We start from the raw sequence: 26,262 nt of genomic DNA, 5'->3' as shown, positions 1-26,262 counted from the left end.
CGGACCCAGGTCCGACAGACCATGGTCCGATCGGCCGCGCGAAGTCCTGCCCTGGGTCCGATGACGTGGCAGTGCGCGAGAGCTGGGATGGGGGCATGCTCCTCATCGAAGAAGTCGTCAAGCGGCACGGATCGCGCACCGTCCTCGACCGGGTCAGCCTCCGGGCCCGGCCCGGGCGGGTCACAGCGTTCCTCGGCCCCAACGGCGCCGGCAAGTCGTCGACGCTGCGCGTCCTGCTCGGCCTCGACCGGCCCGACGGCGGCCGGGCCCTGGTCGGCGGGTGCCCCTACCGCGACCTCCGCGACCCGTTGCGTACGGTCGGGTCGATGCTCGACGGCTCGGGTGCGCACCGCTCCCGCAGAGCGCGGGACCACCTGTCGTGGGTAGCGCGGAGCAACGGCATCCCGCGGCGACGGGTCGACGAGGTGCTGGAGCAGGTCGGGCTCGCCGGGTCGGGCCGGGTCCGGGTCGGCCGGTACTCGCTCGGCATGGGTCAGCGTCTCGGCCTGGCGGCGGCGCTGCTCGGCTCGCCGGAGGCACTCGTGCTGGACGAGCCGGTCAACGGGCTCGACCCGGAGGGCATCCGCTGGATCCGTGGCCTGCTGCGCCGCCATGCCGACGGCGGGGGCACCGTGCTGCTCTCGAGCCACCTGATGAGCGAGGTGGCCGGCGTCGCGGACGACCTGGTGGTGATCGCCGCCGGGCGCGTCGTGGCCACCGGGACCCTGGCCGAGGTCACTGCGGGCCACCCGAGCCTGGAGGACGCGTTCTTCGCGCTCACGGGCGGCACGCAGGAGGTGGCCCGATGAGCCTTCCGGGCGCGTTCGCCGCGGAGCTGCGCAAGTTGTCGACGTTGCCGGCCGGCCAGATCGCGGTAGCGGGCACCGTGCTCGGCTCGGTGGGCATCACGCTGCTCAACGCCGTCTCCACCCGCGCCGGCCTGGAGACCAGTTCGGCAGGGTCCACGGCGTTCACCTCCGCGTTCGAGGTCGGGTACGCGGCCGTCCCGCTGGGCACGGTGGGCGCCGTGGTCGTCGGCGTGATCGCGATGAGCAGCGAGTACGCGGCGAACAGCTCCGACGCCGGCGCCGGTCGGCAGATCACCGCCTCGCTCGCCGCCGTGCCCCGCCGTGGCCACGTGCTCACCGCGAAGGCGCTGGCGGTCGCACTGCTCGTCGCGGCGACGGCGGTGGTGACGGTGCCGGTGAGCGCCGGGGTCGCCGCGCTCGTGATCGGGGACGCGGGTGATGCGCTCCCGCTCGACGTCGCCCTGACCCGCATGCTCGGTGCCGCCCTGTACTGGATGTTGACGGGCCTCATCGCGCTCGCCGTCACAATGCTGGCTCGCAGCGGGCTGGTTCCGCTGGTGGTCCTCGTGGCGAACAGCTCCCTCGTGTCGGTCTCGCTGCTGCTGACCACCGTCACTCCGCTCGCCCACTGGCTGCCGGACCTGGCCGGGCGTCGGCTCCTCGGTGGCCTGTCCACGGTCGAGGGCGGTCTCGACACCGGTCCCGGTGCGCTCGTGATGGCCGTCTGGGCGTTCGGGCTGCTGGCCGTGGCGGGCGTCGTGCTCTCGCGGCGGGACGCGTGATCGCGGTGCGCCTCGCCCGTGTCACCGCGGCAGAGCTCGACAAGCTTCGGAGCCTGCCCATGGTCAGCCTCACGGTGGCTGGCACGGTGTCGGCCGGGGTCGTGCTCGCCGTCGCCCTCACCGCGGTGTCCGCACAGGGTGCGGGGCCGGCGACCCCGCCCGTCGCCACCGTGTCGGCGGGTCTCCCCTACGTCCAGGCAGGCCTGCTCCTCCTCGGAGTGCTGCCGGTCGCCCAGGAGTACACGGGCCGGCAGCTCGGGACCACGCTCGCGGCCGTCCCGCACCGGGGTGTGCTCCTGACGGCAAAGACGGTGGCGGCGCTCGCGGTGCTGGCATTCACCGCAGCCGTGGCCGTGGGTGCGATGACGATCGCCGCCCTGGTCACGGCCCGGCTGGTCGGCGAGCCTGCTGTCGCGATCGGGGCGGCGTCGGCCGGTGCGGGTGGGGAATCCGTGTCGCTCGCCGGCGCCGGCGCCTACCTGGTGCTGATCGGTCTGCTCGCCCATGGCACGGCGCTGCTGGTCCGTCACCTCGTTCCTGCGCTCGTGACGGTGCTCGGGCTCGTGCTGATCATGTCGCCCCTGCTCAGCGGGCTCACCCGGCACGCCCGCTGGCTGCCGGACCGTGCGGCCGCGCAGCTCTACCAGCCCACCGACACGGTGCTCACGGAGCTGACCGGCGCCCTGGTCGCGCTCGCGTGGATCGTCGTGCTCGTCGGTGGGGCCGCCGTGCGGTTCGTCCGACGTGACCCGTGAGCAAGGCGTGACCCGTGACAGACCGGTGGCCGGGCGTGACAGCGGTCTGACAGTGCCGTGCGAGCGGCCCCGCGCACGCTGGGGACCATGAACACGAACGCGATCGAGGCACAGGGCCTCGTCAAGGTCTTCGGCGACAACCACGCCGTGGACGGCGTCGACCTCACCGTCCGCACCGGGACGGTCTACGGGGTGCTCGGACCCAACGGTGCGGGCAAGACCACGACCATCCGCATGCTCGCCACCCTGCTGCGACCCGACGGGGGCGAGGCGCGCGTGCTCGGGTACGACGTGGTCCGCGACGCCGCCGCCGTGCGCTCCCTCATCGGCGTGACGGGGCAGTACGCCTCCGTCGACGAGACGCTGAGCGCCACCGAGAACCTGGTGGTCTTCGGACGCCTGCTGGGCCTGTCGGCGCGGGCCGCCAAGGCCAAGGCCGCCGAGCTGCTGGAGGAGTTCTCCCTGACAGAGGCCGCGAGACGGCCCCTGCGCGAGTACTCGGGCGGCATGCGGCGCAGGCTCGACCTGGCGGCGAGCCTGATCGCCAGGCCCCCGCTCATCTTCCTCGACGAACCCACCACCGGCCTCGACCCCCGCACCCGCAACCAGATGTGGGACACCATCCGCCGGCTGGTCGCGGACGGTTCCACCGTGCTGCTGACCACCCAGTACCTCGACGAGGCGGACCAGCTCGCCGACCGGATCGCCGTCATCGACCGCGGCACGGTCGTGGCCGAGGGGACCGCCGACGAGCTCAAGGCCACCGTCGGCGCCCAGTCGCTCCAGGTCGGGCTCGCCGAGCACGGCGACCTGGGCACCGCGCTCGGCCTGGTGCAGCAGGTGTTCGGCACCGCCGGGTCGGTGACGCCCGAGGGCCAGCGGATCACGGTTCCGGTCCCCCACGCCGAGGCCGTCACCGACCTGCTCGTCCGGTTCCGCGAGGCGGGTGTGCCCATCGCCTCCGTCAGCCTCGACAAGCCGAGCCTGGACGAGGTCTTCCTCACCCTCACGGGCCACGCGGCCGACGGCGACGCCGTCACGCCCGGGAGCCCCGCCGACACCCCGAACCACACCGAGAACGTGAACGCATGACCACCGCCACCGTCGCCCCTGCGCCGATGCTGACCCGGCCGGGCCGGATCGGCCTCGCCACCACCCTCTCGCAGTCGGTCACCATGGCCTACCGCGGGCTGCTCAAGGTCCGGCACACGCCCGAGCAGCTCATCGACGTGACGATCCAGCCCATCATCTTCACGCTGATGTTCACCTACCTGTTCGGCGGCGCCGTCTCGGGCAGCGTGGCTGCCTACCTGCCGCTGATCATCCCCGGGATCCTGGCGCAGACCGTCATCACGGCGTCCGTGGTGACCGGCGTACAGCTCCGCGAGGACATGGACAAGGGCGTGTTCGACCGGTTCCGATCCCTGCCGATCGCCCGCATCGCACCGCTCGCCGGCGCGCTCCTCGCCGACACGGTCCGGTACGTCGTGGCGACCACCATCACGTTCCTGACCGGGCTGGTCATGGGCTGGCGCCCCGGCGGCGGGTTCGGTGGCGTGGTGCTGGCCGGGCTGCTCGTCATCGTCTGCGCCTGGGCCCTGAGCTGGATCTTCGCCTACATCGGGGTGATCGCGCGGTCGGCCACGTTCGTGCAGGGCGTGTCGTTCATGGTGCTGTTCCCGCTGACCTTCCTGTCCAACGCCTTCGTCGAGGTCAGCACCCTGCCCGGCTGGATGCAGGCGCTCGTCGAGGTCAACCCGGTGTCGCACCTCGTGTCCTCGGTACGAGCGCTCGCGAACGACGGCGCGGTCACAGCCGACGTGGGCTGGACGCTGCTGAGCGCGGGCGTCGTCGCGGTGGTCTTCGCACCGATCGCCGTCCGCGCCTACCTCCGCAAGGCCTGACGGTCCGGCAGCGGCACCGGAACGGCCTCCAGGGTCGTCAGCGCGTGCTCCGCGAGATCCTCGCGCGGCACCGCGGCGACCCTGGCCCGTGCCGCGGCCAGCGCGGCCTCGCCGTGACGGTCGGCCGCGGCGGCGGCGAGCGGCTCGCGCCACAGCGCCTTGAAGTCCTGTCGCGACCCCATCCGCTCCGCCAGGGCGAGCAGCTCCAGCCCCGCGGCGGCGTCGCCGCCCGACCCGTCCGCCACGAGCACCGCCCCCACGGCCAGGCAGGCGGTGCCGAGCACGGGGTGGTCCGGGGTCTGCCGCATCCACTCCCGGTACAGCACCATGGCGCGACGGCGCACGAGGTCGGCCACCTGTCCCGCCCGGGCGAGCCGCCCGGCGTCGGCGAGCCGCACCACCCACGCGGACCCCACGATCACGGCCCAGGGTGCGGTCGGCGACGGTTCGTCGCCGCTTCCGGCCGCGGCGTGCGACGTCCCGGACAGGTCCGCGAACATGCGCGTCGCCTGCTCGTACAGGTCGAGACAGCCGGCGACGTCGCCCCGGGCCCAGAGGATCTCCGCGCGACCCGCCAGGACCACCGCGCGCGACTCGTCTCCCCCGCGCCCGGTCCGGTCACCGGCCCCGGCACGCTCGACCCGCCTGCAGATCCGCTCGGCCTCCGCCAGGTCACCGGCAGCGATGGCGGTACCCAGGTCCACCCAGTCGAGCTGGCGCAGTGCGTCGTCGGCCCCGATCGTCGCCAGCCCCGCGCGGGCCACGGGTGACCAGCGTTCCGCGGTCGCCGTGTCCCCCGCGCCGAACGCCGTGGTGGCCATGAACAGCGCGGCCCCGGCGCGGCTGGCGACGTCGCCGATGCCCTCGGACAGGTCGTAGGCCCGTTCCGCCCCGGCGAGCGCCTCGTCGAGGCGGCCGCCGTTCTCGGCCTCCTGGGAGGCGACGAGGTGGGCGAGGAAGGCGATGAGCGGGTCGGGCGAGTCGCGCAGGGCGAGCACCGCCCCTGGTTCGCGGGCGAGCAGCATGCTCGCCACGGCTCGGGTGCGGGGCCCGACCGCGTCACCGTGGTCCCGCAGCACCCGGCGCAGGCGGGCCAGGGCGCGCAGGTTCGCGCCCGTGCGGGAGAACGCGGTGGTGGCCGCCGCGTAGGCGAGGGCGAGCGCCGTGACGTCCGCCTCCGCGGCGGGGACGGGCCATCCGGTGACCGCCTCGACGACCGCGGGTGCCAGGTCCGCCGCGCGGTCCTCCGCACCGCGCAGGGTCCACGCCCCGCCGAGCGCCACGAACCCGTGGACCACCACGTCCGGCCGTCCCGCGCGCACGGCCGCCCGGATCACGAACAGCAGGTTCTCGTGCTCGCGTCGCAGCACGCCGACGGCCGCCACCTGTTCCGGCCCGAGCAGCCGGGAGGTGCAGAAGGCGGCCACGGCCCTGCCCCAAGCCAGCAGCGCGTCGCGGACGGCGTCGTCCTCCCCCGCCTCCGCGAGGCGGAGCAGGCCGAACTCCCGCACGGTCTCCAGCATGCGGTAGCGCACGGGTGCGGACCCGTCCTCCTCGACCGCGAGCAGCGACTGGAGCACCAGCCCGTCGATGTCGTCCAGGACGTCGAGCGGCACGTCACCCGTCGGGTCCGTGCCCGCGCCGAGACGTCCGAGCGTCGCGGCCGCCTGCGCGGACAGGCCGTCGGGCAGCACCGCGACCCGGCGCCACAGCGCGCGCTGCGAGGGTTCGAGCAGGTTCCAGCTCCACTCGATGACCGCCTCGAGCGTGCGGTGCCGGTCGGGCGCGGTCCGGTCGCCGCCACGCAGCAGCTCGAACCGGGCGCCGAGGTGCCGCTCGATCTCCTCCACCGAGAGCGTGCGCACACGGGCGGCAGCCAGCTCGATGGCCAGCGGCAGCCCGTCGAGCCGGTCGCACAGGCGGGCCACGACGTCGTCGGGCAGCCGGGCGCCGGGGCGGGCCGCGAGCGCCCGCTGACGGAACAGCTCGACGGCCGGGCCCCGGACGCCTGCGCCCGACGCCGCGGCGAGCGGCGCGAGCGGGTACACCTGCTCGGCCGCGACCTGGAGGGGTGCGCGGCTCGTGGCCAGGATCCGGAGACCGGGTGCCGCAGACAGCAGGAGGTCCGCCCAGCGGGCGGCACCGACGGGGACGTGCTCGCAGTTGTCCAGCACCAGGAGGGTCCGCGCGGTCCGGACCCGTTCGACGATGCGGTCGTGCAGATCGCCCGCCAGCAGCCGGTCCCCCAGCCGGGTCGAGCCCGCTACGGACGACACGCCCAGGGCGTTCGCGACGGCGAGGATCACGTCGTCGTCGCTGCGGACGCCGGCAAGCTCCGCGACCGCCGCCGACAGGCCGCCGAGCGGGCCGGCGGCCAGCTCGCCCTCGGCGACGGTGCGCGCGACCTCCTGTGCCAGCCGGGTCTTGCCGAGGCCGCCCGCACCGAGCACGGTCACCACCCGGTGCCGGGTCAGCTCGTCGAGGACGGCGCGGACGTCGTCGTCGCGGCCGAGCAGCGGCGTGGCCGCGGCACGCAGGCCCCGGGCGGGGCGTGCGGTGGCCGGCCCGGACTCCGCCCGGGCCGCGATGCGCGCGTGCAGGGCCACCAGGTCGGGTGCGGGTTCGGTGCCGAGCTCGGCGACCAGGGCGTGACGCAGCCGGCCGAAGACGCGCTCCGCCTCCTGCGGGCGACCCGACGCCGCGAGCGCCGTCATGGCGTCGCGCGCCGCGTCCTCGTCGAGCGCGTCGGTGGCAAGGGCGTCGGCGGCCAGGGCAGCGGCCGTCGCGTGGTCCCGGGCGGCGACAGCGGCGTGGCGGCGCAGCGCAGTCAGTTCGGCACGGAGCCGGCCGGCGGTGTGACGCAGCTCGGCCGCGAGGTCCGGCGTCGCCTCGACCAGCTCGGCGCCGGGGTCGCCGCGCCAGGACGCGAGGGCGGCGTCCAGCAGGGCGGCGGCGTCGACGGCGGCGCTCGCGGCGCCCGGCACGTCAGTGGTGGCGCCGTCTGGCGGGGCGCCGCCAGGCAGGGCGCCGTCCGGCAGGGCGCCGTCCGGCGGTGCGTCAGCGGGCCACGCAGCGGCGCGGGCCGACGGCAGGCTCGCCAGCAGCTCGCGCGCCTCGGCCGCGATCTCGTGCGCCCGGCCCAGGTCGCTCGCACCGCCGAGCACGTACCCCGCGGAGGTGGAGCGTACGGCGTCGGGGCTCAGCGACCGCAGCCGGGACACCAGGTTCTGCAGGGCCGCACGAGGGTTGGCCGGCAGGCCCTCGGCCCACAGCGTGTCGATCAGCGCCGGCACCGGCACGGCACGTGGTGCCGCCAGCGCCAGCGCCGCCACGAGTGCCGCGGCACGGGGTCCGCGCGGGGCGACGGGCCCGGTGTCCGACAGGACGGTGACGGGGCCGAGGACCGCCGCCACGTGCCGTTCCGGGTGCGCCCCGAGCCCGGGGGCGGGGTCGACGGGCTCCATGGGCGCCACTCTAGGCCGTCGGCGCGGTGCCGGCCGTCAGGGCAGGGCGGGCGGCGTCAGACCCCCGGCCCGCCGGAGCGGCCGAGGGTCTGACCCGCGCGCCGAGGGCTCAGACCTCGGGCGTCCAGAGGTCCTCGCCGTTCGCGGGCGTGCCGACGGCGCCCACGCCCGCCGGCACCGGCTCGGGCAGGTCGCCCAGCGCACGCTGCGCCACGGCGCCCGACGAGAAGTTCGCGTAGCACTCCGGGCAGTACCAGTCCGGCGTCGGGACCGGGGTGTCGAACCCGCCGTAGACGACGTCCGGCTCGAGCCGCGCCGCGTCGGCCGACTGGCCCCACACGATCCGCTTGGTGGCGCCGCGCTGGCCGCACGACGGGCAGGCGGGGCGCATCTGCGCACGCTGCGACAGCACGGGGTGCGGGTGCAGCAGAGCGTGGCACGGGGCGCACACGAGGAACGTCTGCTCGATCAGCTCCGCCAGCGGGCGCTCGCCGGTCTGGCCGGTGTGGGCGCCGTCGTCGTGGGGGTGCAGCTGCATGACGTCGACGAACCGCTCGCACGACGCGCAGCGCTCCTCGCGGCGCAGGTCGGCACCCGAGACCTGCTTGTGCCCCAGCAGGCGCAGCACGTGCAGGTTGGGCGAGAGCTCGCCGGTCTCGCAGTTGCCGGCGTCGAGCGTGCCGGTGGCGCCGTGCTTGTACTGGTGGGCGATGCCGTCGAGCACCAGGCGCGCGTGCTCCTGCGGCAGCCAGCCGGACGAGCGCGCGTAGGCGGCGGCGCCGTTGAAGAGGTCGTCCCACACCACGGGCTTGTCGGGGCCGAAGACCTCGTCGCTGACCCAGTCCTCACCCTGGCTGGCGCCCATGAGCTCCACCGCGGCGACGATGCCCGGTTCGGAGCCCACGACGGTGACGACGACGTCGCCGCGCTGCGGGCCGTCCGCGCCACCGGGCAGGCGGTGCTCGTGGCTGCGGCTCGCGATCGCCACCGCCTCGCCCAGCCAGTCCTCGGACCAGTTGAGGTAGACGGACGGGACGAGCCACGCCGGGAGGGACGAGACGTTGGGAAGCATGTCGGGTTCGCTGGTCACGCGGGGAGAATAGCGCAGCACGGTGACGTCGTTATGACACGTCTGGTACGCGATCCGCGCGGCTGGCCGGAACCCACGGCTCGGCTCCGGCCGGCCAGACACGTTCGGTCGGTTGGTGCAGCCCGCCAGACACCTTCGGTCAGTTGCTGCAGCCCGCCAGACACCTTCGGTCAGTTGCTGCAGCCCGCCAGACACCTTCGGTCAGTTGCTGCGAGTTCGGTCCGTTGATGGACCGAACTCGGAGCAACCGACCGAACCCGCGGAATCCGCGCCCGCATCTGACCGAGCTCACGACAGCACCCGGCACCCCGGGCCCCAGGCGCTCAGTTCTTGCGGTACTCCCAGGGAGCGTCGACCGGGCGCAGCGTCTCCCAGTCCGAGGCCCGCCCGATCGCGGCCGCGAGCACGCCCGCGATCGTCGCGGCGTTGTGCAGCCTGCCCGCGAGCGCGAGCGCCGCGGCCTCCTCCAGCGGCACCGGCACCACGACCATGTCGGCCTCCTCGGCCTCACGGACGTGCCGGTCCTCGTCGGGCACCGGGGTGAGGTCGCGGGCCAGGTAGACACGCACGGCCTCATTGCTGCCGCCCGGGGTGGGCAGCAGGTCCAGGAGCACGTCCCAGGTGGCGGCGTTCATGTCCGCCTCCTCGGCCAGCTCCCGGGCGGCAGCGACGTGCGGGTCCTCCCCGTCGAGGTCGAGCAGACCGGCGGGCGCCTCCCAGAGGAAGGCGCCGACCGGGTGCCGGTACTGGCGCAGCAGCAGCACGTCGCCGTCGTCGGTGAGCGCCACGACGACCACCGCACCCGGGTGGTCGACGTACTCGCGGCGGACGATGCCGCCCGCCTCGCCCAGGTCGACCTCGTCGGAGACCATGTCCACCACGAAGCCCTGGAACGGCACGTCGAGCCGCCGCGCGGGACGCGGGTCGATGACGTCGGTGACCTCGTCCGAGCTGATGTCCGAGCTGACGTCCGAGCCGGTGTCGGTGCTCATGACGACCGCTTCTCGAGCGCGGCGGCGATCAGGCCCGCGAACAGCGGGTGCGCCCGCGTGGGGCGCGACTTGAACTCGGGGTGCGCCTGGGTGGCCACGAAGTACGGGTGGGTCTCCGCCGGGAGCTCCACGAACTCCACGAGCGACGAGTCGGGCGACGTCCCCGAGATCAGCAGACCGGCCTCCTCCAGGTCGCCGCGGTAGGCGTTGTTCACCTCGTAGCGGTGCCGGTGCCGCTCGGAGACCTTCTCGCTGCCGTAGGCTTTCGCGACCACGGACCCGGCCGCCAGCGACGCCTCGTACGCACCCAGGCGCATGGTGCCGCCCATGTCGCCCTCGCCCTCCACGATCGCCTTCTGCTCGGCCATCGTGGCCACGACGGGGTGGCTGCTCGCGGGGTGGAACTCGGTGGACGAGGCGTCCTCCCAGCCCAGGACGTTGCGGGCGTACTCGATGACCATCGACTGCAGACCCAGGCAGATGCCGAGGGTCGGCACCAGGTTCTCGCGCGACCAGCGCAGCGCCCCGACCTTGCCGTCGATGCCGCGCACGCCGAAGCCGCCCGGCACCAGCACCGCGTCGACGCCCCGCAGCGACGCCTGCGCGCCCTGGGGCGTCTGGCAGTCGTCGGCGGCGACCCAGCGGATCCGCACCTTGGCGTCGTTCGCGAAGCCGCCGGCACGCAGCGCCTCGGTCACCGACAGGTACGCGTCCGGCAGGTCGATGTACTTGCCCACCAGCGCGACCTCGACGGTGTGCTCGGGCTCGTGCACGCGCTCCAGGAGGCGGCTCCAGCCGTCCCAGTCGACGTCGTGGAACGGCATGCCCAGGCGGCGCACCACGTACGCGTCCAGACCCTCGGCGTGGATGACGCGCGGGATGTCGTAGATCGAGGGCGCGTCGGCGCAGTTGATGACGGCCTCGTTGTCGACGTCGCACATGAGCGCGATCTTGTTCTTGATGCCCTCGGGCACCACGCGGTCGGAGCGCAGCACGATCGCGTCGGGCTGGATGCCGATGGAGCGCAGCGCGGCCACGGAGTGCTGGGTCGGCTTGGTCTTCAGCTCGCCCGACGGACCGATGTACGGCACCAGCGACACGTGCAGGAAGAACACGTTGTCGCGGCCGAGCTCGTGCCGCACCTGGCGGGCCGACTCCAGGAAGGGCTGCGACTCGATGTCGCCGACGGTGCCGCCGATCTCGGTGATGATCACGTCGACGTCGTCGGAGGCCTGCTCGCGCATCCGGAACTTGATCTCGTCGGTGATGTGCGGGATGACCTGAACGGTGTCGCCCAGGTACTCACCGCGGCGCTCCTTCGCGATGACGCGGGAGTACACCTGGCCGGTCGTCACGTTCGAGGACGCGGGCAGCTCGACGTCGAGGAACCGTTCGTAGTGCCCGATGTCGAGGTCGGTCTCCGCGCCGTCCTCGGTGACGAAGACCTCACCGTGCTGGAACGGGTTCATGGTGCCGGGATCCACGTTCAGGTAGGGATCCAGCTTCTGCATCGTGACGCTCAGGCCACGGGAGCGGAGCAGGCGACCGAGCGATGACGCCGTCAGTCCCTTGCCGAGAGAGGACGCCACACCACCGGTGACGAAGATGTGCTTGGTCGGCGTCGAGGCGCCGGACCGATGACGGGACTGGAGACTGCTTCGGTGTTCGACCACGGAACTCCATCCTATCCGAGGTACGGCGTGCCGGTGGTGTAACGACCGGCACACGCTCCCATCACTCGGGGATCGTCGGTTTGGTTCCGACGAGTCTGCCCCTGTCGCGGCCCGTACGCTCGCTAAGTCAGGCCCTCCGGGAGAACTTCCCCCGGACGGTGCGCAGCGCGGGCCCCACTGCGGCGCGCAGGTCCCGGTCGAGCAGCACCGCGACCAGCAGCGCGACCAGGGCCGCCAGCAGGCCGACGGCCAGTCCCAGGCCCAGGTCGGCGGCGAAGGCGAGGCCGTCGAACTCCGTCTCCCTCGCGGGCACGGCCGTCAACCATCCCGAGGGCCGCCCTGCCTGCCCCCAGGCCACCAGCAGCCCGGCGGCACCCCCCAGCGTCGTGGCCACGACCAGCGCGCCCAGCGCCCGCCAGACACCGCCCAGCGCCTCCGGGCCGAGGTGCCGGCGGACCGCCAGGAGCAGCCCGAGGCCGGCCACCACCATGCCCACCGTGCCGACCGCCCCGAGGGCGGCCATGACCTCGATGCGCAGCAGCTCCCCCGGGTCCCGCGCGGCGAACAGCAGCGGCACCACGGCCGCCCCGAGGGCGGCCACGCCCCAGCCACTCGCCGTCGCGACCACCGCCGCCCGGCCGTGGTCGACGGCGTACAGCGCCCGCGACAGGTGCAGGATCAGGGCGAAGCCCACCAGGCCCGGTGCCATCGCCATGAGCCCCGCCGCCATGCCCGGCGCGTCGCCCCGGACGATGAGGTCGAAGACCCGCTCGACGTACGGGGCGGCCGCGACGAGCGCCGCCACACCGAGCGACGTGACCAGCAGCAGGGTGCGCGTGGTGCGCGCGACGAGCGCGCGCAGCTCCGGGAGGCGCCCGGCCGACGCGTGCTCCGCGAAGTGCGGGAAGGCGCTGGTCGCGATCGGGAACGCAAGGACCGCGTAGGGCAGCAGGTAGACCTGCTGGGCGTACAGGTAGACCGACAGCGTGCCGTCCCCGCCGGCCGCGTTGGCCGCGCGCAGCGTGAGGAAGATCGAGACCTGCTGCGCCACCAGCGCGCCCACGCCCGCGAAGGCCAGGCGCGCGGCGCGGGGACCCTCGCCGCCCGGGAAGCGCAGCGTGGGCCGCAGCCGCAGCCCGGTGCGCCAGACGGGCACCACGAGCGGCAGCGCGAGGAACAGCACGCCCACGGTGGTACCCCATGCCAGCCAGTCCAGCGCCCGGCCGGACAGCGCCGCGACGTCCTGCTGGTCGCCGTGCGCCAGGGCGCCGAAGACCGCGTAGACCACGATCACCACGACGCTGGAGACCAGCGGTGCGAACGTGGGCCAGAAGAACCGCTTGTGCGCCTGCAGGATGCCGCCCAGCACGACGGCCAGCCCGTAGAGGGGAACCTGCACCGCGAACACCCGCAGGAAGCTCGTGGCGACGTCGGCGTGCACCGGGTCGTCCAGACCGGTCAGGCCGATGATCGGGCGCGCCAGGAGCGCCATGAGCCCGGCGAGCGGGATCAGCACGACCAGCGTCCAGCCCAGCAGCGCGGACGCGGTCCGCGAGGCCTGCTCCTTCGCGGCGGCGGAGTCCTGCCCGCCGTCCGCGGGCAGCAGGGCCCGGCTCAGCGGCCCGGCCAGCAACGGCACGACGGCGCCCGCGAGCGCACCGCCCGCCGCGACCTCGAACAGCAGGTTGGGGAGCTGGTTGGCGGAGTTGAAGACCGTCCCGACGCCGTCGGACCCGAGCCATGCGCCCTGCGCGAGCCAGCGGCCGAAGCCGACGATGCGGCTGGCGAGGGTGACGACCGTGACGAGCAGCGCGGCGCTCGCCAGGCTGGAGAACCTGCTCACGCGCCCGGGGAGGCCATGGGGTCGGAGGCGGAGGTCGAGCGGACGCCGCTCTCGATGGCGGGCTCAGCGGCGGGCTCGGTGTCCGGGCTCGCCGCGAGCGGCTCGTCGGCCGGCGCCGCGGCCGGCCGCCGGCCGAGCATGTCGATCCGGTTCAGCCACTCGTTCCCGGCGATGACCTTGGAGAAGCTGACCTTCTCCGACGCCAGCATGAGGCCGACGACGCCCGCGAGCGCCGCCCACCGGACGGCGCGGGGCGCACCGAAGGCGATCTGGCTGCCGACCAGCGCACCCAGGGCGTTGGCGCCGCCGTCGCCCAGCATGTCCCGCTCCCCCAGGTCGCCGGGGGCGGCCGCGGCCGCGGCTCCCAGGACGGCGCCGGTGGCACCCGCGCCGGTGGGCGCGAGCGCCAGGCTCGCCGCCGCACCGACCTTCAGGGCGCGGCCGGGTCGCAGGTCGAAGAGGTTGACGAGGTTCGCGGTGCCGCCGATGAGCGCGCCGTTGAGGCCGACGTCGACCAGGTGGCCGAAGGCGCCGCCCGTGCGTCGCGTGCCCACGGCCGCGGCGACGAGCGCCGAGCCGGAGATGCCGAGCACCTTGAGCCCGCCGGTGGTCAGGCGGCCCTGTGCGAGGGCGCCGAGGTGGCCCCGCAGGCCCTTGGTGCGCTCGGACGTGTCCTCGGCGAGGTCGTCGACCAGGCCGAAGCCGCCGGCCGCCGCCGTGGCCAGCGCGGTCGCCCCGGGTGCGTTTCCGCCGCCGACGGCCGCGCCCGCGACGAGGCCAGCGGCGACCGCGGGGCCCTCCAGCAGGCTGATGGGCTCGCCGCGATGGTTGGTCCGCGTCCACGTCGAGGGGCCGCCGAGCCCTCCGGCGGCCACCTTCTCGTCGAGCTTGCGGCGCGCGAGCACCGTCGCGGCTCCCGCGACGACGCCGGCCAGGATGAACCTGCCTGCCCCCATGACTACCCCTCGGTCGGTCTCGGTTGTCTGTCGGTTGTCGTGCTGTCCGTGCGGTGGTGCTACTCGGGCCCGGTGCCGGCCGGGGCGGGCGGCAGGACCGCCGTCGCGTCCTCCTCCAGACCGTACTGGCCCACGGTGCCGTCGAGGCGTGCGGCGATCGCGAGCGGCACGGTGATCCGGCCCGTGAGCCGGCCGATGCCGCTCACGGTGGTGACCTCGGCGGCGATCTCCTCGTCCTCGCGCACGGCCTGGACGACGTCGCCCGGGTCCTCCGTCGGCCCGGCGAGCACCGCCGCGCCCGAGACCTGCTGCACCGCGCGCGTCACGGCGGTCCAGGTGTCCGGGGCAGGCTCCGCCTCCTCGGTGGCGCCGTCGGCCGTCTCCTGGGGTTGCCCGGCCGCGCCCACGAGGAGCAGCACGGCCTGCGCGGCCTCGGTCTGGTCGTCGCCCGGCTCCACGAAGCCGAACCGCTCGAGCTGCGCCTCCAGGTCCGTCGCCTGTGCGCTGCGCCCGGGGCCGCCGCCCTCGCTGCCCGTGAGGGCGAGGGCCAGGGCGGTGCCGAGCGTCGTGCCGGCGTCGTCGTCCTCGGGGGCGTCGTCGCCGAGGTTCGCACGCAGGCCGTCGGCGACGGTCTCGCGGGACGACTCGTCAGCCGTGTCGGTCCAGGCGTCCGTCAGCACCGTCGTGGACACGACGCTGGCGCCCGCGGTCTCGAGCTGGGCGAGCACGCCCTCCTGGGTGTCCTCGGAGACGTCCGCGAGCTGCACGACGGCCACCCGGTCCCCCTCCAGGGAGCCGGGGACGATCTGGGTACCCACCGCCTCGATGAAGCGCTCGTCGCCGTCCAGCGCGGTCTGCGTGGAGTCCAGCTCGGTGCGCAGGTCGGTGCGCTCGGCGCGCAGCGCGTCCACCTGTTCCGTCAGGGTCTCCCCGATCGCCCCCTGGAGGGGTCCGGCACCGAGGATGATGCCGACCGCGAGGGCGAGGAAGACGGAGATGAGCGAGACGAGGTGGTATCGGAAGTCGATCACGGTACGGAGAGGTCCTTAGGCATGGTCCGGGCGGTCGGCGCCCGGCAGAGGTCGGGGCGGCAGGATGTCCTGGAGCGGGCTCCGGACGGGTCAGCCGCCGAAGAGATGACTGATCCAGGAGACGACGTCGTCGAAGCGCGCCCCGATCAGTCCGAAGAAGGTCTGCCCCGCCGAGGTCGAGGCCAGGGCCGCGAGCACGGCGGCGACTCCCGCCGCCGACAGCAGCGTGAGCTGGGTGTTCGAGATCCGCGTCCGGTACAGCTGCGAGACGCCCTTGGCGTCCACGAGCTTGCCCCCGACGCGCAGGCGGGTGAGGAACGTCGAGGCCATGCCGGCACGACCCTTGTCGAGGAACTCGACGAGCGTCGCGTGCGTGCCGACGGCGACGATGAGCTCGGCACCCTTGTCGTCGGCGAGCAGCATCGTGATGTCCTCGCTGGTGCCGGTCGCCGGGAAGACGACCGGGTCCACACCCAGCGCCTTCACGCGCTCCAGCCCCGGGGCCTTGCCGTCGCGGTAGGCGTGCACCACGATCTCGGCACCGCAGGCCAGCGCCCGGTCGGAGACGGAGTCCATGTCGCCCACGATCATGTCGGGCTGCCAGCCCGCGTCGATGATCGCGTCCGCACCGCCGTCGACGCCGATGAGCACCGGCGAGTTCTCCCGGATGTAGGACCGCAGCAGGGCGAGGTCCTCCCGGTAGTGGTAGCCGCGCACCACGATCAGCACCTGCCGGCCCGCGATCGGGGTCCGGATGTCGGGCACGCCGACGCCGTCCAGCAGGAGGTCCCGCTCGCGCCGCAGGTACGTCATGGTGTTCTCGGCGAACCGCTCGATCTCGGCCGACAGGCCCTCGCGCGCGGCCGTCATGCTCTCGGCGACGGTCCGGGGCGTCTGGTAGGTCCCCTGCGCCACGACCTCGCCGCCCACGACGACCTCGCCGCCCACGATCGCGACGTCCGCGTGCTCGTCGATCGCCATGATCGAGGGGCCCAGGTCGTCCACCAGGACGATCCCGGCCTCGACCAGGATGTTCGGGCCCGTGTTGGGGTACCGGCCCGAGGTCGACGGGGCGGCGTTCAGGACGGCCACGGGTGCCGCGGAGACCAGCGCGTCCGCGGCGACGCGGTCGATGTCCACGTGGTCGATCACGGCGACGTCGCCCGGGTTGAGCCGGGCGGTCAGCTCCTTCGTGCGGGCCCCGATCCGGGCGGGCCCGTGCACGGCGGCTCCGGGGACGGTCGCCTCGTCGGCGTCGGCGCTCTTCGACGGGCCCTTGTCGGCGCGCTTGTCGGGTCGGGAGATCAGCTTCATCCGCTCTATCGTCCCACGACCGAGGACTCCAGGAGCTCCAGCGCGTGGGTACGCGCCGTCTCCGAGTCGTCCTGGCCGGAGAGCATCCGCGCCAGCTCGCGGACCCGGGCGTCCGCGGTCACCTCACGCACCCCGGTGACCGTGATCATCCCGTCATCTGCGGCGTCCTCGTCGGAGCTCTTGGTGACCACCAGGTGCGCGTCCGCGAACGCCGCGACCTGTGCCAGGTGGGTCACGACGACCACCTGGGTACTGCGGCCGAGCTGCGCCAGGCGGCGGCCCACCTCGACGGCGGCACGGCCGCCGACGCCGGCGTCGACCTCGTCGAAGACGAACGTGCTGCGCGGCGTGTCCGCCGTGCGCTCGGCCGCGGCACCGCCGGACGTCGCCAGCGCCACCTCCAGCGCGAGCATCACCCGGGAGAGCTCACCGCCCGACGCCCCCTTGCCGAGCGGCCGCTCGGGCGCCCCGGGGTGCGGCACCAGGAGGAACGTCACCTGGTCGGCGCCGAACGGCCCCGGTTCCTCCAGCGGCTGCACCGAGACCACGAGGTGGGCGCCGCCCATGGCAAGACCGTGCAGCTCGTTCGTGACGGCCGTGGCCAGCTCGGACGCGCCCCGCGTGCGCTCGGCGGTGAGGATCTCCGCCAGCCGGGCCAGCTCGCCGTCCAGCTCGGCCACGCGGTCCCGCATCGAGGCGAGCCGGTCGCCGCCGTCGTCCAGGTCGAGCAGGCGCAGGCCCGCGTCGCTGGCCCACTGCAGCACCTCGTCGATGCTCTCGCCGTAGGAGCGGGTCAGGGCGTTCAGCTCCGCCATGCGGTTGTGCGCCGTCTCCAGGCCCGCCGGGTCCGCCTGCAGGTCGTCGACGTAGGCGGCCACGTCGGTCGCCACGTCCGACAGGAGGTAGCCCACCTCGGCGAACCGGGTGGCCAGCGCACCGAGCGCCGCGTCCGAGTGCGCCGCGGACTCCAGGGCACGCCGCGCCCGCTCCACCAGGGCGATCGCGTTCTCGCGCGCTCCCTCGGCGTCCTCGCCCGCCACCGCCTCGTGCGCCTCGGTGGCCGCGGTGCGCAGGCCCTCGGCGTTGGACAGCCGCTCGATCAGGGCCTGCAGCTCGGCGTCCTCCCCCGACTGGGGGTCCACCCGCTCGATCTCCTCCAGGCCGATCCGCAGCAGCTCGACCTCGCGTGCCCGCTCGGCGCCGCGCGCCTCCAGGTCCGCGATCTCGGCGAGCAGCCCCCCGCGTTCGGTCCACGCGGCGCGGTACGACGCCAGGACGCGCTGATGGGCCGGGCCCACGAAGGTGTCCAGGGCGTCCCGCTGCTTGGCCGCCGTGCGCAGCCGGAGCTGGTCGGCCTGGCCGTGCACGGTGAACAGGTCCTCGGCGATCTCCGCGAGCACGCCCTGGGGCACGGCACGCCCGCCCAGGTGGGCACGCGACCGGCCGTCGGCGATGGTGCGCAGGATCACGACCGTGCCGTCGTCCTCCACCTCGCCGCCCGCCTCGTCGACGCGTTCCAGCACGGCGTCCCGGCCCGAGACGCGGACGCGGCCCTCGACCGCCGCCGACGACGCGCCCGGGCGCACCGACTGCGGGTCCGCCTTGGCGCCCATGAGCAGGTTGAGGCCCGTGAGCACCATCGTCTTGCCGGCACCCGTCTCGCCCGTGATGACGGTCAGGCCGTCGGACAGGGGTACCCGGGCCGAGCGGATGACGCCCAGGTTCTCGATAGCGATCTCCTCGAGCACCTGACTCCTTAGTTCTCTGGTGTGGTGTCGGCTGGGTCAGAAGGTACATCCTGCGCCTGCGCGTGCCCCGACCCGACACGGTCCCGCCAGCCCGACACGGGCAGGTTGAACTTCGACACGAGCCGGTCCGTGAACGGGGCGTTGGACAGGCGTGCGAGGCGCACGGTACCGCCCTGGCGCACCACGACGCGAGACCCGCGGGGCAGCCGGATCTCCCGGCGCCCGTCACAGGTCAGCACGCCCTCGACCGTCGACTGCGGCAGCACGTCGACCGTGTACCGCGACTTCGGGCCGATCACGAGCGGCCGCGCGAACAGCGCGTGCGCGGACAGCGGAACCATGAGCACGGCGTCGACGTCGGGCCAGATCACCGGGCCGCCGCCCGAGAAGGCGTGCGCCGTGGAACCGGTCGCCGTGGCCATCACGACCCCGTCGCAGCCGAAGGACAGCAGCGGGCGGCCGTCCACCCCGATCGCCACCTCCAGCATGCGGTCGCGCGTCGCCTTCTCCACGGTGGCCTCGTTGAGGGCCCAGCCCACCACGGGCTCCGCCGTGCCGGGCAGGTGCACGGTCACGTCGACCGTCGCGCGCTCCTCGACCTCGTAGTCCCGCGCGGCCAGGCGCTGCACGGCGGCCCGCAGGTCCTCCCGCTCGGACTCCGCGAGAAAGCCCACGTGGCCCAGGTTCACGCCGAGCAGCGGCACGTCCGTGCCCCGCGTCAGCTCTGCGGCACGCAGGATGGTGCCGTCACCGCCCAGCACCATGACGACCTCGGCGTTGTGCACGCCCTCCGCGACCCGCTTGGCGGCCATGTGGTCGCCGAACTCCTCGGCCAGCGCGTCGTCGTGCAGCGTGTACTCGAAGCCCGCCGACTTCAGCTCGCGCAGGGCCTCGGCCAGCGCCGCGACCGCCTGGGGACGCCCGCCATGGGTCACGATCAGCACACGCCTGGTCACGGTTCCCGCTCCTCTCGCTCGTCCATCCGTTCCCCGACGACGACGGCCGGCGGCTCCGGCGGGTGACCGGGTGCCGCCGCGGGCCCGCCCTGGGCAGGATCCCACGCCACGGCCGCGGCGACGGCGTCGGCCACCGCGCCGTCGGTGTCTCCGGCAGCCCCGTGGTCCGCGTCCGCCGACCGGCCGGGTGTCAGCCACAGGAAGAACTCACGGTTGCCGCTCGGTCCGGGCAGGGGGCTCGGCACGACCGCACGGGTCCGCAGGCCCGATCCGGCGGCGGCTCGCGCCACGGTCGCCACCGCGTCGGCGTGCAGCGCGGGGTCGCGCACCACGCCACCGCTGCCCAGCCGCTCGCGCCCGACCTCGAACTGCGGCTTGACCATCAGCAGCGCCTGGGCGCCAGGTTCCAGCACGCCCGCGACGGCCGGCAGCACCACGGTGAGCGAGATGAAGGAGAGGTCGGCGACCACGAGGTCCGGGGACCGGACCAGGTCGTCCGGCGTCAGGTCGCGCACGTTGAGACCCTCGACCACCGTCACGCGGTCGTCGTGACGCAGCGCGGGGACGAGCTGGTCGTGCCCCACGTCGACGGCGACCACGTGCGCCGCCCCCCGCCGCAGCAGCACGTCGGTGAAACCGCCCGTGGACGCACCGAGGTCGGCGCAGTACGCACCCTCGACCTGCGGCCCGCCCGGCACACGAGCCAGCGCGTCCAGGGCACCGGCCAGCTTGAGCGCCGCCCGGGAGGCGAACTCGTGCTCGGGGTCGGCCCCGGGCACGACCACCACGTCGGCACCGTCCGCCACCGCCGACGACGGCTTGACCACCGCACGTCCCGCGACCCGCACCCGCCCGGCGGCGACGAGCTCCGCGGCATGCCGCCGGGACCGGGCCAGCCCGCGGCGCACCAGCTCCGCGTCCACCCGTGTGCTCGCTGTCGTCGTCACCACCGTCAGGCGTCACCGCTCAGGTGCGCCCGCAGGGCGTCGTGGACCGCCTCGAACCGGGCGACATGGTCGGCCGGGGGCAGCTCGTCGAGCCCGTCGAGCGCGTCGAGGGCGCCACGGACCCCCTCCTGGGCATCCGCCGGGGCACCGGCCGGGTCCAGGGGTTCCTCGATCTCGTAGAACTCGTCCATCGTGCGTCAACGCTCCACTGTGCTCGTCGTGCCCAACTGTCTCGTCGTGCCCGTCGACCCACCGCCTCCGCGCACGGCTGGTCCTGCGTCCTGCCTGACCGTCCTGCCTGACACGGTACCCGCCGCCCCCGACAGAACCCGGGAGCACGGAACGCCTGCACCGTACCTCCGGACCGCACCTGCCCCGCGAGGCGAGGTCACTCTGCGTCGACAACGTCTACACCGAGTGACCAGTGCCCACGAGGCCACCTGCCCGGCTCGCCGGGCCGCCGCCGGCACGTACGCGTCGGCCCGTACGTGCCGGCCCGTACGCGTCAGACCGGGAGCTCGGGCACCGTCGAGGGGTCCAGCTTCTCCCCCGCGTCGACGGCCGCCCAGGCCGCGGCGCACGCGGCACGGGCCAGGTCGATCCCGCTGCCGCCGTCCAGCCGCAGTGCGCCGTCGGCCACCTGCGCGGCCGACGTACCGCAGACGTGCCAGCCGTCCACCAGGGCCGGGGCCGCGTGCGGCTCCAGGAGCGCGCGCAGGTCCGCAGCCAGGTACGACGGGCGCTCCCCCGGCACGGCCAGCACCGCGTCACGCGCCGTGGAGACGCCGGTCAGCACGTGCAGTCCCGGGTACCCGCCACCGCGCGCGCCGGCCAGGTCGGTGTCGAGGCGGTCGCCGATCACCAGCGGACGGCTGGCCTCGGCGCGCTCGACCGCGAGCCGGTACATGGTGGGCGACGGCTTGCCCGCGCTGTCGGGCACGACGCCCGTCGCCGACCGCACGGCCGCGACCAGCGCCCCGTTCCCGGGCGCGAAACCACGCGCGGTCGGCAGCGAGAGGTCCAGGTTGCTCGCCACGTGCCACGCCCCGCGACCCACGGCGTACGCGGCCTCGGCGAGCTGGGTCCAGCCGACCTCGGGGGCATAGCCCTGCGCGACGGCGTCCGGATCGTCGTCCGCCGACCCCACCACGGTGAAGCCCGCCGCGCGGACGGCGGTCACCAGCCCCTTGCCGCCCACCACCAGCACCTTCGCGCCCGGATCAAGCCGGGTGGTCAGCAGCGCGGCGCACGCCTGCGCCGCCGTCATCACCTCGGCCGGCTCGGTCGGGATGTCGAGGCCGGTGAGCTGGCTCGCGACGTCCTCCGGCTCACGCGAGGCGTTGTTCGTCACGAACACCAGGCGCATCCCGCCCGACCGCGCGGCGGTCAGGCTCGCCGCGGCATGCTCGACGGGCAGATGCCCCTTGTAGGCCACGCCGTCGAGATCGACGAGCGCGAGGTCGTACGCCGTCGCGAGCGGGACGTCGCTCGCGAGCAGTCCGCCCGCGCCCGTCATGCCTTCTCCTGCCCGACGTCGGACCGGTCACCCGAGGCGGCGTCCGCACCCACGTCCGTGGCGGGACCAGCGGCACTCGGCTCCGTGTCCGGTTCAGGGCCGGACTCGAGGTCCGACTCCGGGTCGCTCGGTTCGTCGACGGCGTCCGCCTGCGGCTCGTCGAGGTCGTCCTCGTCGTCCTCGTCGTCCTGCGAATCGGCGGAGTCCGCGGAATCGGCGGAATCCGCAGAGTCAGCAGAGTCAGCAGAGTCAGCAGAGTCCGCAGAACCGGGCGAGTCCGCGGAGTCAGCAGAGTCCGCAGAACCGGCCGAGCCCTCGTCCTCGTCCTCGTCCTCGTCAGCATCCTCGGGCTCGTCCGCCGCGAACTCCTCCGGGTGATCGGCGGCGTACTCCTCCTCGGCGAGCGCCGCGTCCTCCTCGACGTCGAACACGGTGATGTCCTCCTCGGGGACGGTCGCACCGATGGCGCGTTCGAGCGCCTCGCTGTCGACCGTCGCGAGCAGGGCCGCGGCCTCGTCGTCCCGGCCTGCGGCCTCCAGCGCCACGGCACGGGCCTGGAGCACCCGCAGGCCGAGGTCGCCCGGGGCGTCCGCGGGAGCGATCTTGTCGAGCACGGCCAGGGCGGCGTCGTGCTCGCCCAGGTCGGACCGGGCGCCGCTCGCCACGATGGCGAGCTCGACCCGGCCGGTCGCGTCGAGCGACGCGGCCTCCTCCGACGCCGCGAGCGCGAGCGCACGCTCGGGCCGGCCGAGTCCGCGTTCGGCGTCGGCCATGATCGGCAGGTGCTCGGACGAGCCGTTCAGCCGGCGGACGGTGCGCAGCTCGCGCAGCGCCTCCGCGAACCGGTTGGTGCGGTAGGCAGCCAGACCTGCGGCCTCGCGGACGATGTCGATCCGGCCCGCGTGCCGCAGCGCGACCTGTGCGTGCTCGTACGCACGCTCCGGGTCGACGTCGAGCAGCCGGCCCGCCATCACCAGGTGCAGCCCGACGTGCTCCGCGTGCTCCTTGCTCAGCCCCCGCAGGCGCGAGCGCGCCTCCCGGTCGAGCTCACCGAACGAGACGTCGTCGGCGATCTCCGGTTCCGGGACGCGCGGAGCACGGTCGTCATGTTCCCGGCGGTCCTGGTCCCGGCGGTCGCGGTCGCCGTGCCCGCGGTCGTCACGACCGCGCGCGGGACGGTCACTGCCCCGGTCGAAACGACGGTCGCCACCCCGGCGATCGTCACGGCGATCGTCACGCCGGCGGTCGTCACGCCGGTCGTCACGCCGGCGGTCGTCACGCCGGTCGTCACTCCGGAACGGACGGTCGCCCGCGCCACTGTCCCGACGCGGACGGTCGCCCCGGTCGTCGAACGAACGGCGCGGACGGTCGTCCCGCCCGCGGCTGTCCCGCGCCCCGCGGTCGTCCCGGTCACCGTAGGAGCGGCTCGGCCGGTCGTCGCGCTCGAAGCTGCGCCGCGGACGGTCGTCCCGGTCACCGTACGAGCGCTGCGGGCGGTCGTCGTGACGGCGGGACGGGCGGTCACCGACCCGGTCGTCACGACGCGGACGATCCCCACCACGGTCCTCGAACGACCGACGCGGACGGTCGTCCCGGTCGACGCTGCGCCGCGGCCGATCCTCGTCACGGCGGAACGGACGGTCGCCCACCCGGTCGTCACGACGCGGACGATCCCCACCACGGTCCTCGAACGAACGCCGCGGCCGGTCCTCCCCGTAGGACCGGCGAGGACGGTCGTCGCTGTCGCCGTACGGACGCCGCGGGCGGTCGTCCCCACGACGGAAGGGACGGTCACCGACCCGGTCGTCACGACGCGGACGGTCCCCACCGCGATCCTCGAACGACCGACGCGGCCGGTCGTCGTCTCGGCGTGCCGGACGGCCCGCACCACGACCGTCCCGGTCCTGGTAGGAGCGGCCCGAACGGTCGTCGCCACCCCGGTACGGGCGGTCACCGCGGGCGCCGCGGTCGTCGCGTCCGCCCCGGTAGCCCCTGTCGCCGTCGCCCCGCTCGCCGGAGGTGCGGCGCGGACGGTCGTCACCGCGCCCGAAGGACCTGTCGCCCCCGCGGTCGTCCCGGCCCGGACGCTCGTCCCGACGCGGACGGTCGTCACGGTCGAAGGTCCGCCGCGGACGGTCGTCGTCGTACCGTCGCGAGCCGCCGCGAGCGCCGTCGTACCGGCCGCCCCGGTCTCCACCGCGCTCGTCGCGGCGGGGCCCCCGGCCCTCGGCCCGGCTGCCGCTCCTGCGTTCGCCGCGGCGGTCGCCCTCGCGGTCGTTCCCCTGGTCACGGGGCGTTTCGTTCACGGTGTTCCCTTCGATGACAGATGCCCGCACATTCTCCCATGCGCGCAGCCGTCTCCGAGGGTCAGAACGCTGTGACGTGCGCTGCCGGCGGCCTCACACGCGTGCCGGCACCACCTCCGGGTTGTAGGCGTCCGGGGTCCGCACCATCCGCACCCCGATCACCACCAGCGCCGCCACGACGAGCAGCAGCACCACCAGTCCGGCGTTGAACCCGAGCCCGAAGATCCACAGGTACCCGATCCCGCCCGCCGCGAGACAGTAGTAGGTCATCGGCAGGATCGTCCTGCGGATGAGGTCGCCCTCGCGGCCGAGCAGGCCCACGGTCGCGGCGGCCGCGACGACGTTGTGCACGGCCACCATGTTGCCCGCCGCACCGCCCACGGCCTGCAGGGCGGCGACGGTCTCGGGCGACGCCGCCCCGATGCCGAGGCCGGTGTTGAACTGGAACAGCGAGAACATCATGTTGGACACCGTGTTGGACCCCGCCACGAACGCACCCAGGGCACCGATGAACGGCGACACGATCGGCCAGCCCTGGCCGGCCAGGTCGGCGGCGGCCTGGGCCAGGGTGATGGGCATCGAGTCCAGGCCCGCGGCGTTGAAGTCGGGCCCGGAGTTGATGAAGATGCGCACCAGGGGCACCGCGCACAGCAGCGCGAACGCCGCCCCGCCGAGCTGGGCGCCCGCGACCCGCCACGAGGCGGCGATCTGCGACCGCCGCATGCCGTGCAGCACGTAGGTGACCAGGCACGCGAGCAGGAAGATCGCTCCCGGGGAGTAGAGGAGGTCCATGTTCTGGCTGATCCCGGTGCCGAAGATGTCGGGTACCTCGATGACGGCGGGGCCGGTGAGGAACTCCTTGATCGCGGGGACGTTCCGGGTCAGGAGCAGCAGGGCGGCCACGATCACGTACGGGGACCAGGCACGCACCATCGACATGCTGCGGGTCAGCGTGGCCGCCTCCTGCGTGGGGTCGACGGTGCCCATCCAGCGGTCGCTCCAGCGTTCCCGCGGCGGGAAGTCCCACACGTCCTGGGGCATGAGGAAGCCCTTGGACGACGTGAACATCACCAGCACCAGCCCGAGGAACCCGCCGAGCAGCGACGGGAACTCCGGCCCCAGCACGTAGGCCACGGTCACGTACGGCACGATCATCGCGAGGGCCGCGTAGACGGCGAACGGCGCGACGGCGAGCCCGGCCCGGAACGACCGCTTCTCGCCGTAGAACCCGCACATGAGCGTGACGAGGATGAGCGGCACCAGGATGCCGACGATGGCGTGGACGGTCGCCACCTGCGTGGCGGTGTGGGCGACGAAGCCCAGGTGGTCCAGCCCGAGCGCGTCGGCGCGCGCCTGTACCTCGGGTGCCAGGGCGCCGGACGTGTCGGCCAGCCCGGTCCCGAGCCCGGTGAGCATGGGCGTCCCGACGGCGCCGAAGCTCACCGGCGTGGACTGGATGACGAGGCCTGCCATCACGGCGGCCGCGGCGGGGAAACCGAGCGCCAGGAGGAGCGGCGCGACGACGGCCGCCGGCGTGCCGAACCCGGCCGCACCCTCGATGAACGACCCGAACAGCCAGGCGACGATGATCACCTGGACCCGCCGGTCGGGGCTGATGGTGGTGAACCCCGCTCGGATCGTGTGCAGCGCCCCGCTCTTGGTCAGGGTCTCCAGCATGAGCAGCGCACCGAAGATGATCCAGAGCAGGCCCACCGCGATGAGCAGCCCCTGCACCACGGACGCGCCCACGGCCACCGGAGACATCCGCCAGGCGAACAGAGCGATCACCACGACGACGGCGAGCCCGACGGGCATGGCGGTGCGGGCGGGCCAGCGGAACCCGAGGAGCAGGGTGCCGACCACGAGGATCGGGAGGAGAGCGAGCAGGGCGAGGACGCCGAGGTTGTCCATGGTGACTCCAGACCGGCCACGCTGCCGGGTAGGGTTCAGCGGATATTTCGCATGTCGGAACTATCACTCCACGTACTGACAAACGTAGCAGTTACCTCGGGTCATGGGGAATGCCCGCCACGAAGTCGCGACGCATATCTTCGGCTGCCCCCGAATCACCCCACCCAGAACCCTCCTTTCGTTGAGCCGGGCATCCTGCCGTGCCAGCGTCGGACTGGGCCCGCCGACAGACCGCGGGTAGTCAGCTCAACGAGGAGAACGGACG

21 protein-coding genes are annotated in these 26,262 nt (G+C 74.2%); 6 read left to right on the top strand and 15 right to left on the bottom strand.

Annotated elements, in window-relative coordinates:
- The first annotated feature begins 95 nt into the window (after window positions 1-95).
- From ACIBBF_RS16515 to ACIBBF_RS16495, 5 genes are all read left to right on the top strand, one after another.
- Window positions 96-809 carry an ABC transporter ATP-binding protein gene (locus tag ACIBBF_RS16515; RefSeq protein ID WP_397415268.1) on the top strand — a complete coding sequence of 238 codons (714 nt, stop codon included), beginning with the start codon at window positions 96-98 and terminating at the stop codon, window positions 807-809.
- Complete coding sequence (locus ACIBBF_RS16510; protein ID WP_397415266.1) at window positions 806-1,591, top strand: ABC transporter permease; 786 nt, start codon at window positions 806-808, stop codon at window positions 1,589-1,591. The genes ACIBBF_RS16515 and ACIBBF_RS16510 overlap by 4 nt, the downstream gene beginning before the upstream one ends.
- Window positions 1,588-2,346 carry a hypothetical protein gene (locus ACIBBF_RS16505; RefSeq protein ID WP_397415263.1) on the top strand — a complete coding sequence of 253 codons (759 nt, stop codon included), beginning with the start codon at window positions 1,588-1,590 and terminating at the stop codon, window positions 2,344-2,346. Before ACIBBF_RS16510 ends, ACIBBF_RS16505 begins: the two co-directional genes overlap by 4 nt.
- A gap of 87 nt (window positions 2,347-2,433) precedes the next feature.
- A complete protein-coding gene (locus tag ACIBBF_RS16500) occupies window positions 2,434-3,438 on the top strand; it encodes an ATP-binding cassette domain-containing protein (protein ID WP_397415261.1) in 1,005 nt (334 codons plus the stop codon).
- Window positions 3,435-4,250, top strand: a complete 816-nt coding sequence (locus ACIBBF_RS16495) for an ABC transporter permease (protein WP_397415259.1) — start codon at window positions 3,435-3,437, stop codon at window positions 4,248-4,250. Before ACIBBF_RS16500 ends, ACIBBF_RS16495 begins: the two co-directional genes overlap by 4 nt.
- Here ACIBBF_RS16495 and ACIBBF_RS16490 read toward each other — a convergent pair.
- The 14 genes from ACIBBF_RS16490 to ACIBBF_RS16425 all read right to left on the bottom strand — a co-directional run bounded on the left by ACIBBF_RS16490 (window position 4,232) and on the right by ACIBBF_RS16425 (window position 22,751).
- Window positions 4,232-7,714: an ATP-binding protein gene (locus ACIBBF_RS16490; RefSeq protein ID WP_397415256.1), complete on the bottom strand. Its 3,483-nt coding sequence runs from the start codon at window positions 7,712-7,714 to the stop codon at window positions 4,232-4,234. The two genes, ACIBBF_RS16495 and ACIBBF_RS16490, sit on opposite strands and share 19 nt — an antisense overlap.
- Window positions 7,715-7,823: 109 nt before the next feature.
- A complete protein-coding gene (locus ACIBBF_RS16485; protein WP_397415254.1) occupies window positions 7,824-8,804 on the bottom strand; it encodes a hypothetical protein in 981 nt (326 codons plus the stop codon).
- Between the two features lie 323 nt (window positions 8,805-9,127).
- Window positions 9,128-9,796 (bottom strand): NUDIX domain-containing protein, encoded by a 669-nt coding sequence (locus ACIBBF_RS16480; RefSeq protein ID WP_397415252.1) that lies wholly within the window; start codon window positions 9,794-9,796, stop codon window positions 9,128-9,130.
- Window positions 9,793-11,469, bottom strand: a complete 1,677-nt coding sequence (locus tag ACIBBF_RS16475) for a CTP synthase (protein ID WP_397415249.1) — start codon at window positions 11,467-11,469, stop codon at window positions 9,793-9,795. Before ACIBBF_RS16475 ends, ACIBBF_RS16480 begins: the two co-directional genes overlap by 4 nt.
- A 127-nt stretch (window positions 11,470-11,596) precedes the next feature.
- Window positions 11,597-13,312 carry a murein biosynthesis integral membrane protein MurJ gene (murJ, locus tag ACIBBF_RS16470; protein WP_397415247.1) on the bottom strand — a complete coding sequence of 572 codons (1,716 nt, stop codon included), beginning with the start codon at window positions 13,310-13,312 and terminating at the stop codon, window positions 11,597-11,599.
- Window positions 13,309-14,268 (bottom strand): hypothetical protein, encoded by a 960-nt coding sequence (locus tag ACIBBF_RS16465; RefSeq protein WP_397415245.1) that lies wholly within the window; start codon window positions 14,266-14,268, stop codon window positions 13,309-13,311. The genes murJ and ACIBBF_RS16465 overlap by 4 nt, the downstream gene beginning before the upstream one ends.
- 59 nt (window positions 14,269-14,327) lie before the next feature.
- A complete protein-coding gene (locus ACIBBF_RS16460; protein WP_397415243.1) occupies window positions 14,328-15,299 on the bottom strand; it encodes a copper transporter in 972 nt (323 codons plus the stop codon).
- A gap of 90 nt (window positions 15,300-15,389) precedes the next feature.
- The gene (gene steA, locus ACIBBF_RS16455) at window positions 15,390-16,613 is read right to left on the bottom strand and encodes a putative cytokinetic ring protein SteA (RefSeq protein WP_397415241.1); all 1,224 of its coding nucleotides are present in this window, start codon (window positions 16,611-16,613) and stop codon (window positions 15,390-15,392) included.
- Between the two features lie 5 nt (window positions 16,614-16,618).
- Window positions 16,619-18,361, bottom strand: coding sequence for a DNA repair protein RecN (gene recN, locus ACIBBF_RS16450; protein WP_397415239.1), 1,743 nt, complete (start codon window positions 18,359-18,361; stop codon window positions 16,619-16,621).
- A gap of 8 nt (window positions 18,362-18,369) precedes the next feature.
- The gene (locus ACIBBF_RS16445) at window positions 18,370-19,317 is read right to left on the bottom strand and encodes an NAD kinase (protein WP_397415237.1); all 948 of its coding nucleotides are present in this window, start codon (window positions 19,315-19,317) and stop codon (window positions 18,370-18,372) included.
- On the bottom strand, window positions 19,314-20,264 hold the full coding sequence (locus ACIBBF_RS16440; protein WP_397415234.1) for a TlyA family RNA methyltransferase: 951 nt from the start codon (window positions 20,262-20,264) through the stop codon (window positions 19,314-19,316). Before ACIBBF_RS16440 ends, ACIBBF_RS16445 begins: the two co-directional genes overlap by 4 nt.
- 5 nt (window positions 20,265-20,269) lie before the next feature.
- Complete coding sequence (locus ACIBBF_RS16435; RefSeq protein ID WP_397415232.1) at window positions 20,270-20,455, bottom strand: hypothetical protein; 186 nt, start codon at window positions 20,453-20,455, stop codon at window positions 20,270-20,272.
- A 314-nt stretch (window positions 20,456-20,769) separates the two neighbouring features.
- On the bottom strand, window positions 20,770-21,780 hold the full coding sequence (locus ACIBBF_RS16430) for an HAD-IIA family hydrolase (protein WP_397415229.1): 1,011 nt from the start codon (window positions 21,778-21,780) through the stop codon (window positions 20,770-20,772).
- Window positions 21,777-22,751, bottom strand: a complete 975-nt coding sequence (locus ACIBBF_RS16425) for a hypothetical protein (protein ID WP_397415227.1) — start codon at window positions 22,749-22,751, stop codon at window positions 21,777-21,779. The genes ACIBBF_RS16430 and ACIBBF_RS16425 overlap by 4 nt, the downstream gene beginning before the upstream one ends.
- Between ACIBBF_RS16425 and ACIBBF_RS16420 the strand changes: the two genes are divergently transcribed.
- Window positions 22,704-24,161 (top strand): hypothetical protein, encoded by a 1,458-nt coding sequence (locus ACIBBF_RS16420; RefSeq protein WP_397415225.1) that lies wholly within the window; start codon window positions 22,704-22,706, stop codon window positions 24,159-24,161. The genes ACIBBF_RS16425 and ACIBBF_RS16420 overlap by 48 nt on opposite strands.
- An 18-nt stretch (window positions 24,162-24,179) precedes the next feature.
- On the opposite strand, the gene ACIBBF_RS16415 is transcribed toward ACIBBF_RS16420, so the two are convergent.
- Window positions 24,180-25,997 carry an L-lactate permease gene (locus ACIBBF_RS16415; protein WP_397415223.1) on the bottom strand — a complete coding sequence of 606 codons (1,818 nt, stop codon included), beginning with the start codon at window positions 25,995-25,997 and terminating at the stop codon, window positions 24,180-24,182.
- Window positions 25,998-26,262: the final 265 nt, after the last annotated feature.

It is taken from the genome of Promicromonospora sp. NPDC050880 (genome assembly GCF_044456525.1).
GTDB lineage: Bacteria > Actinomycetota > Actinomycetes > Actinomycetales > Cellulomonadaceae > Promicromonospora.
This window is presented reverse-complemented; position numbering and strand designations above follow the sequence as displayed.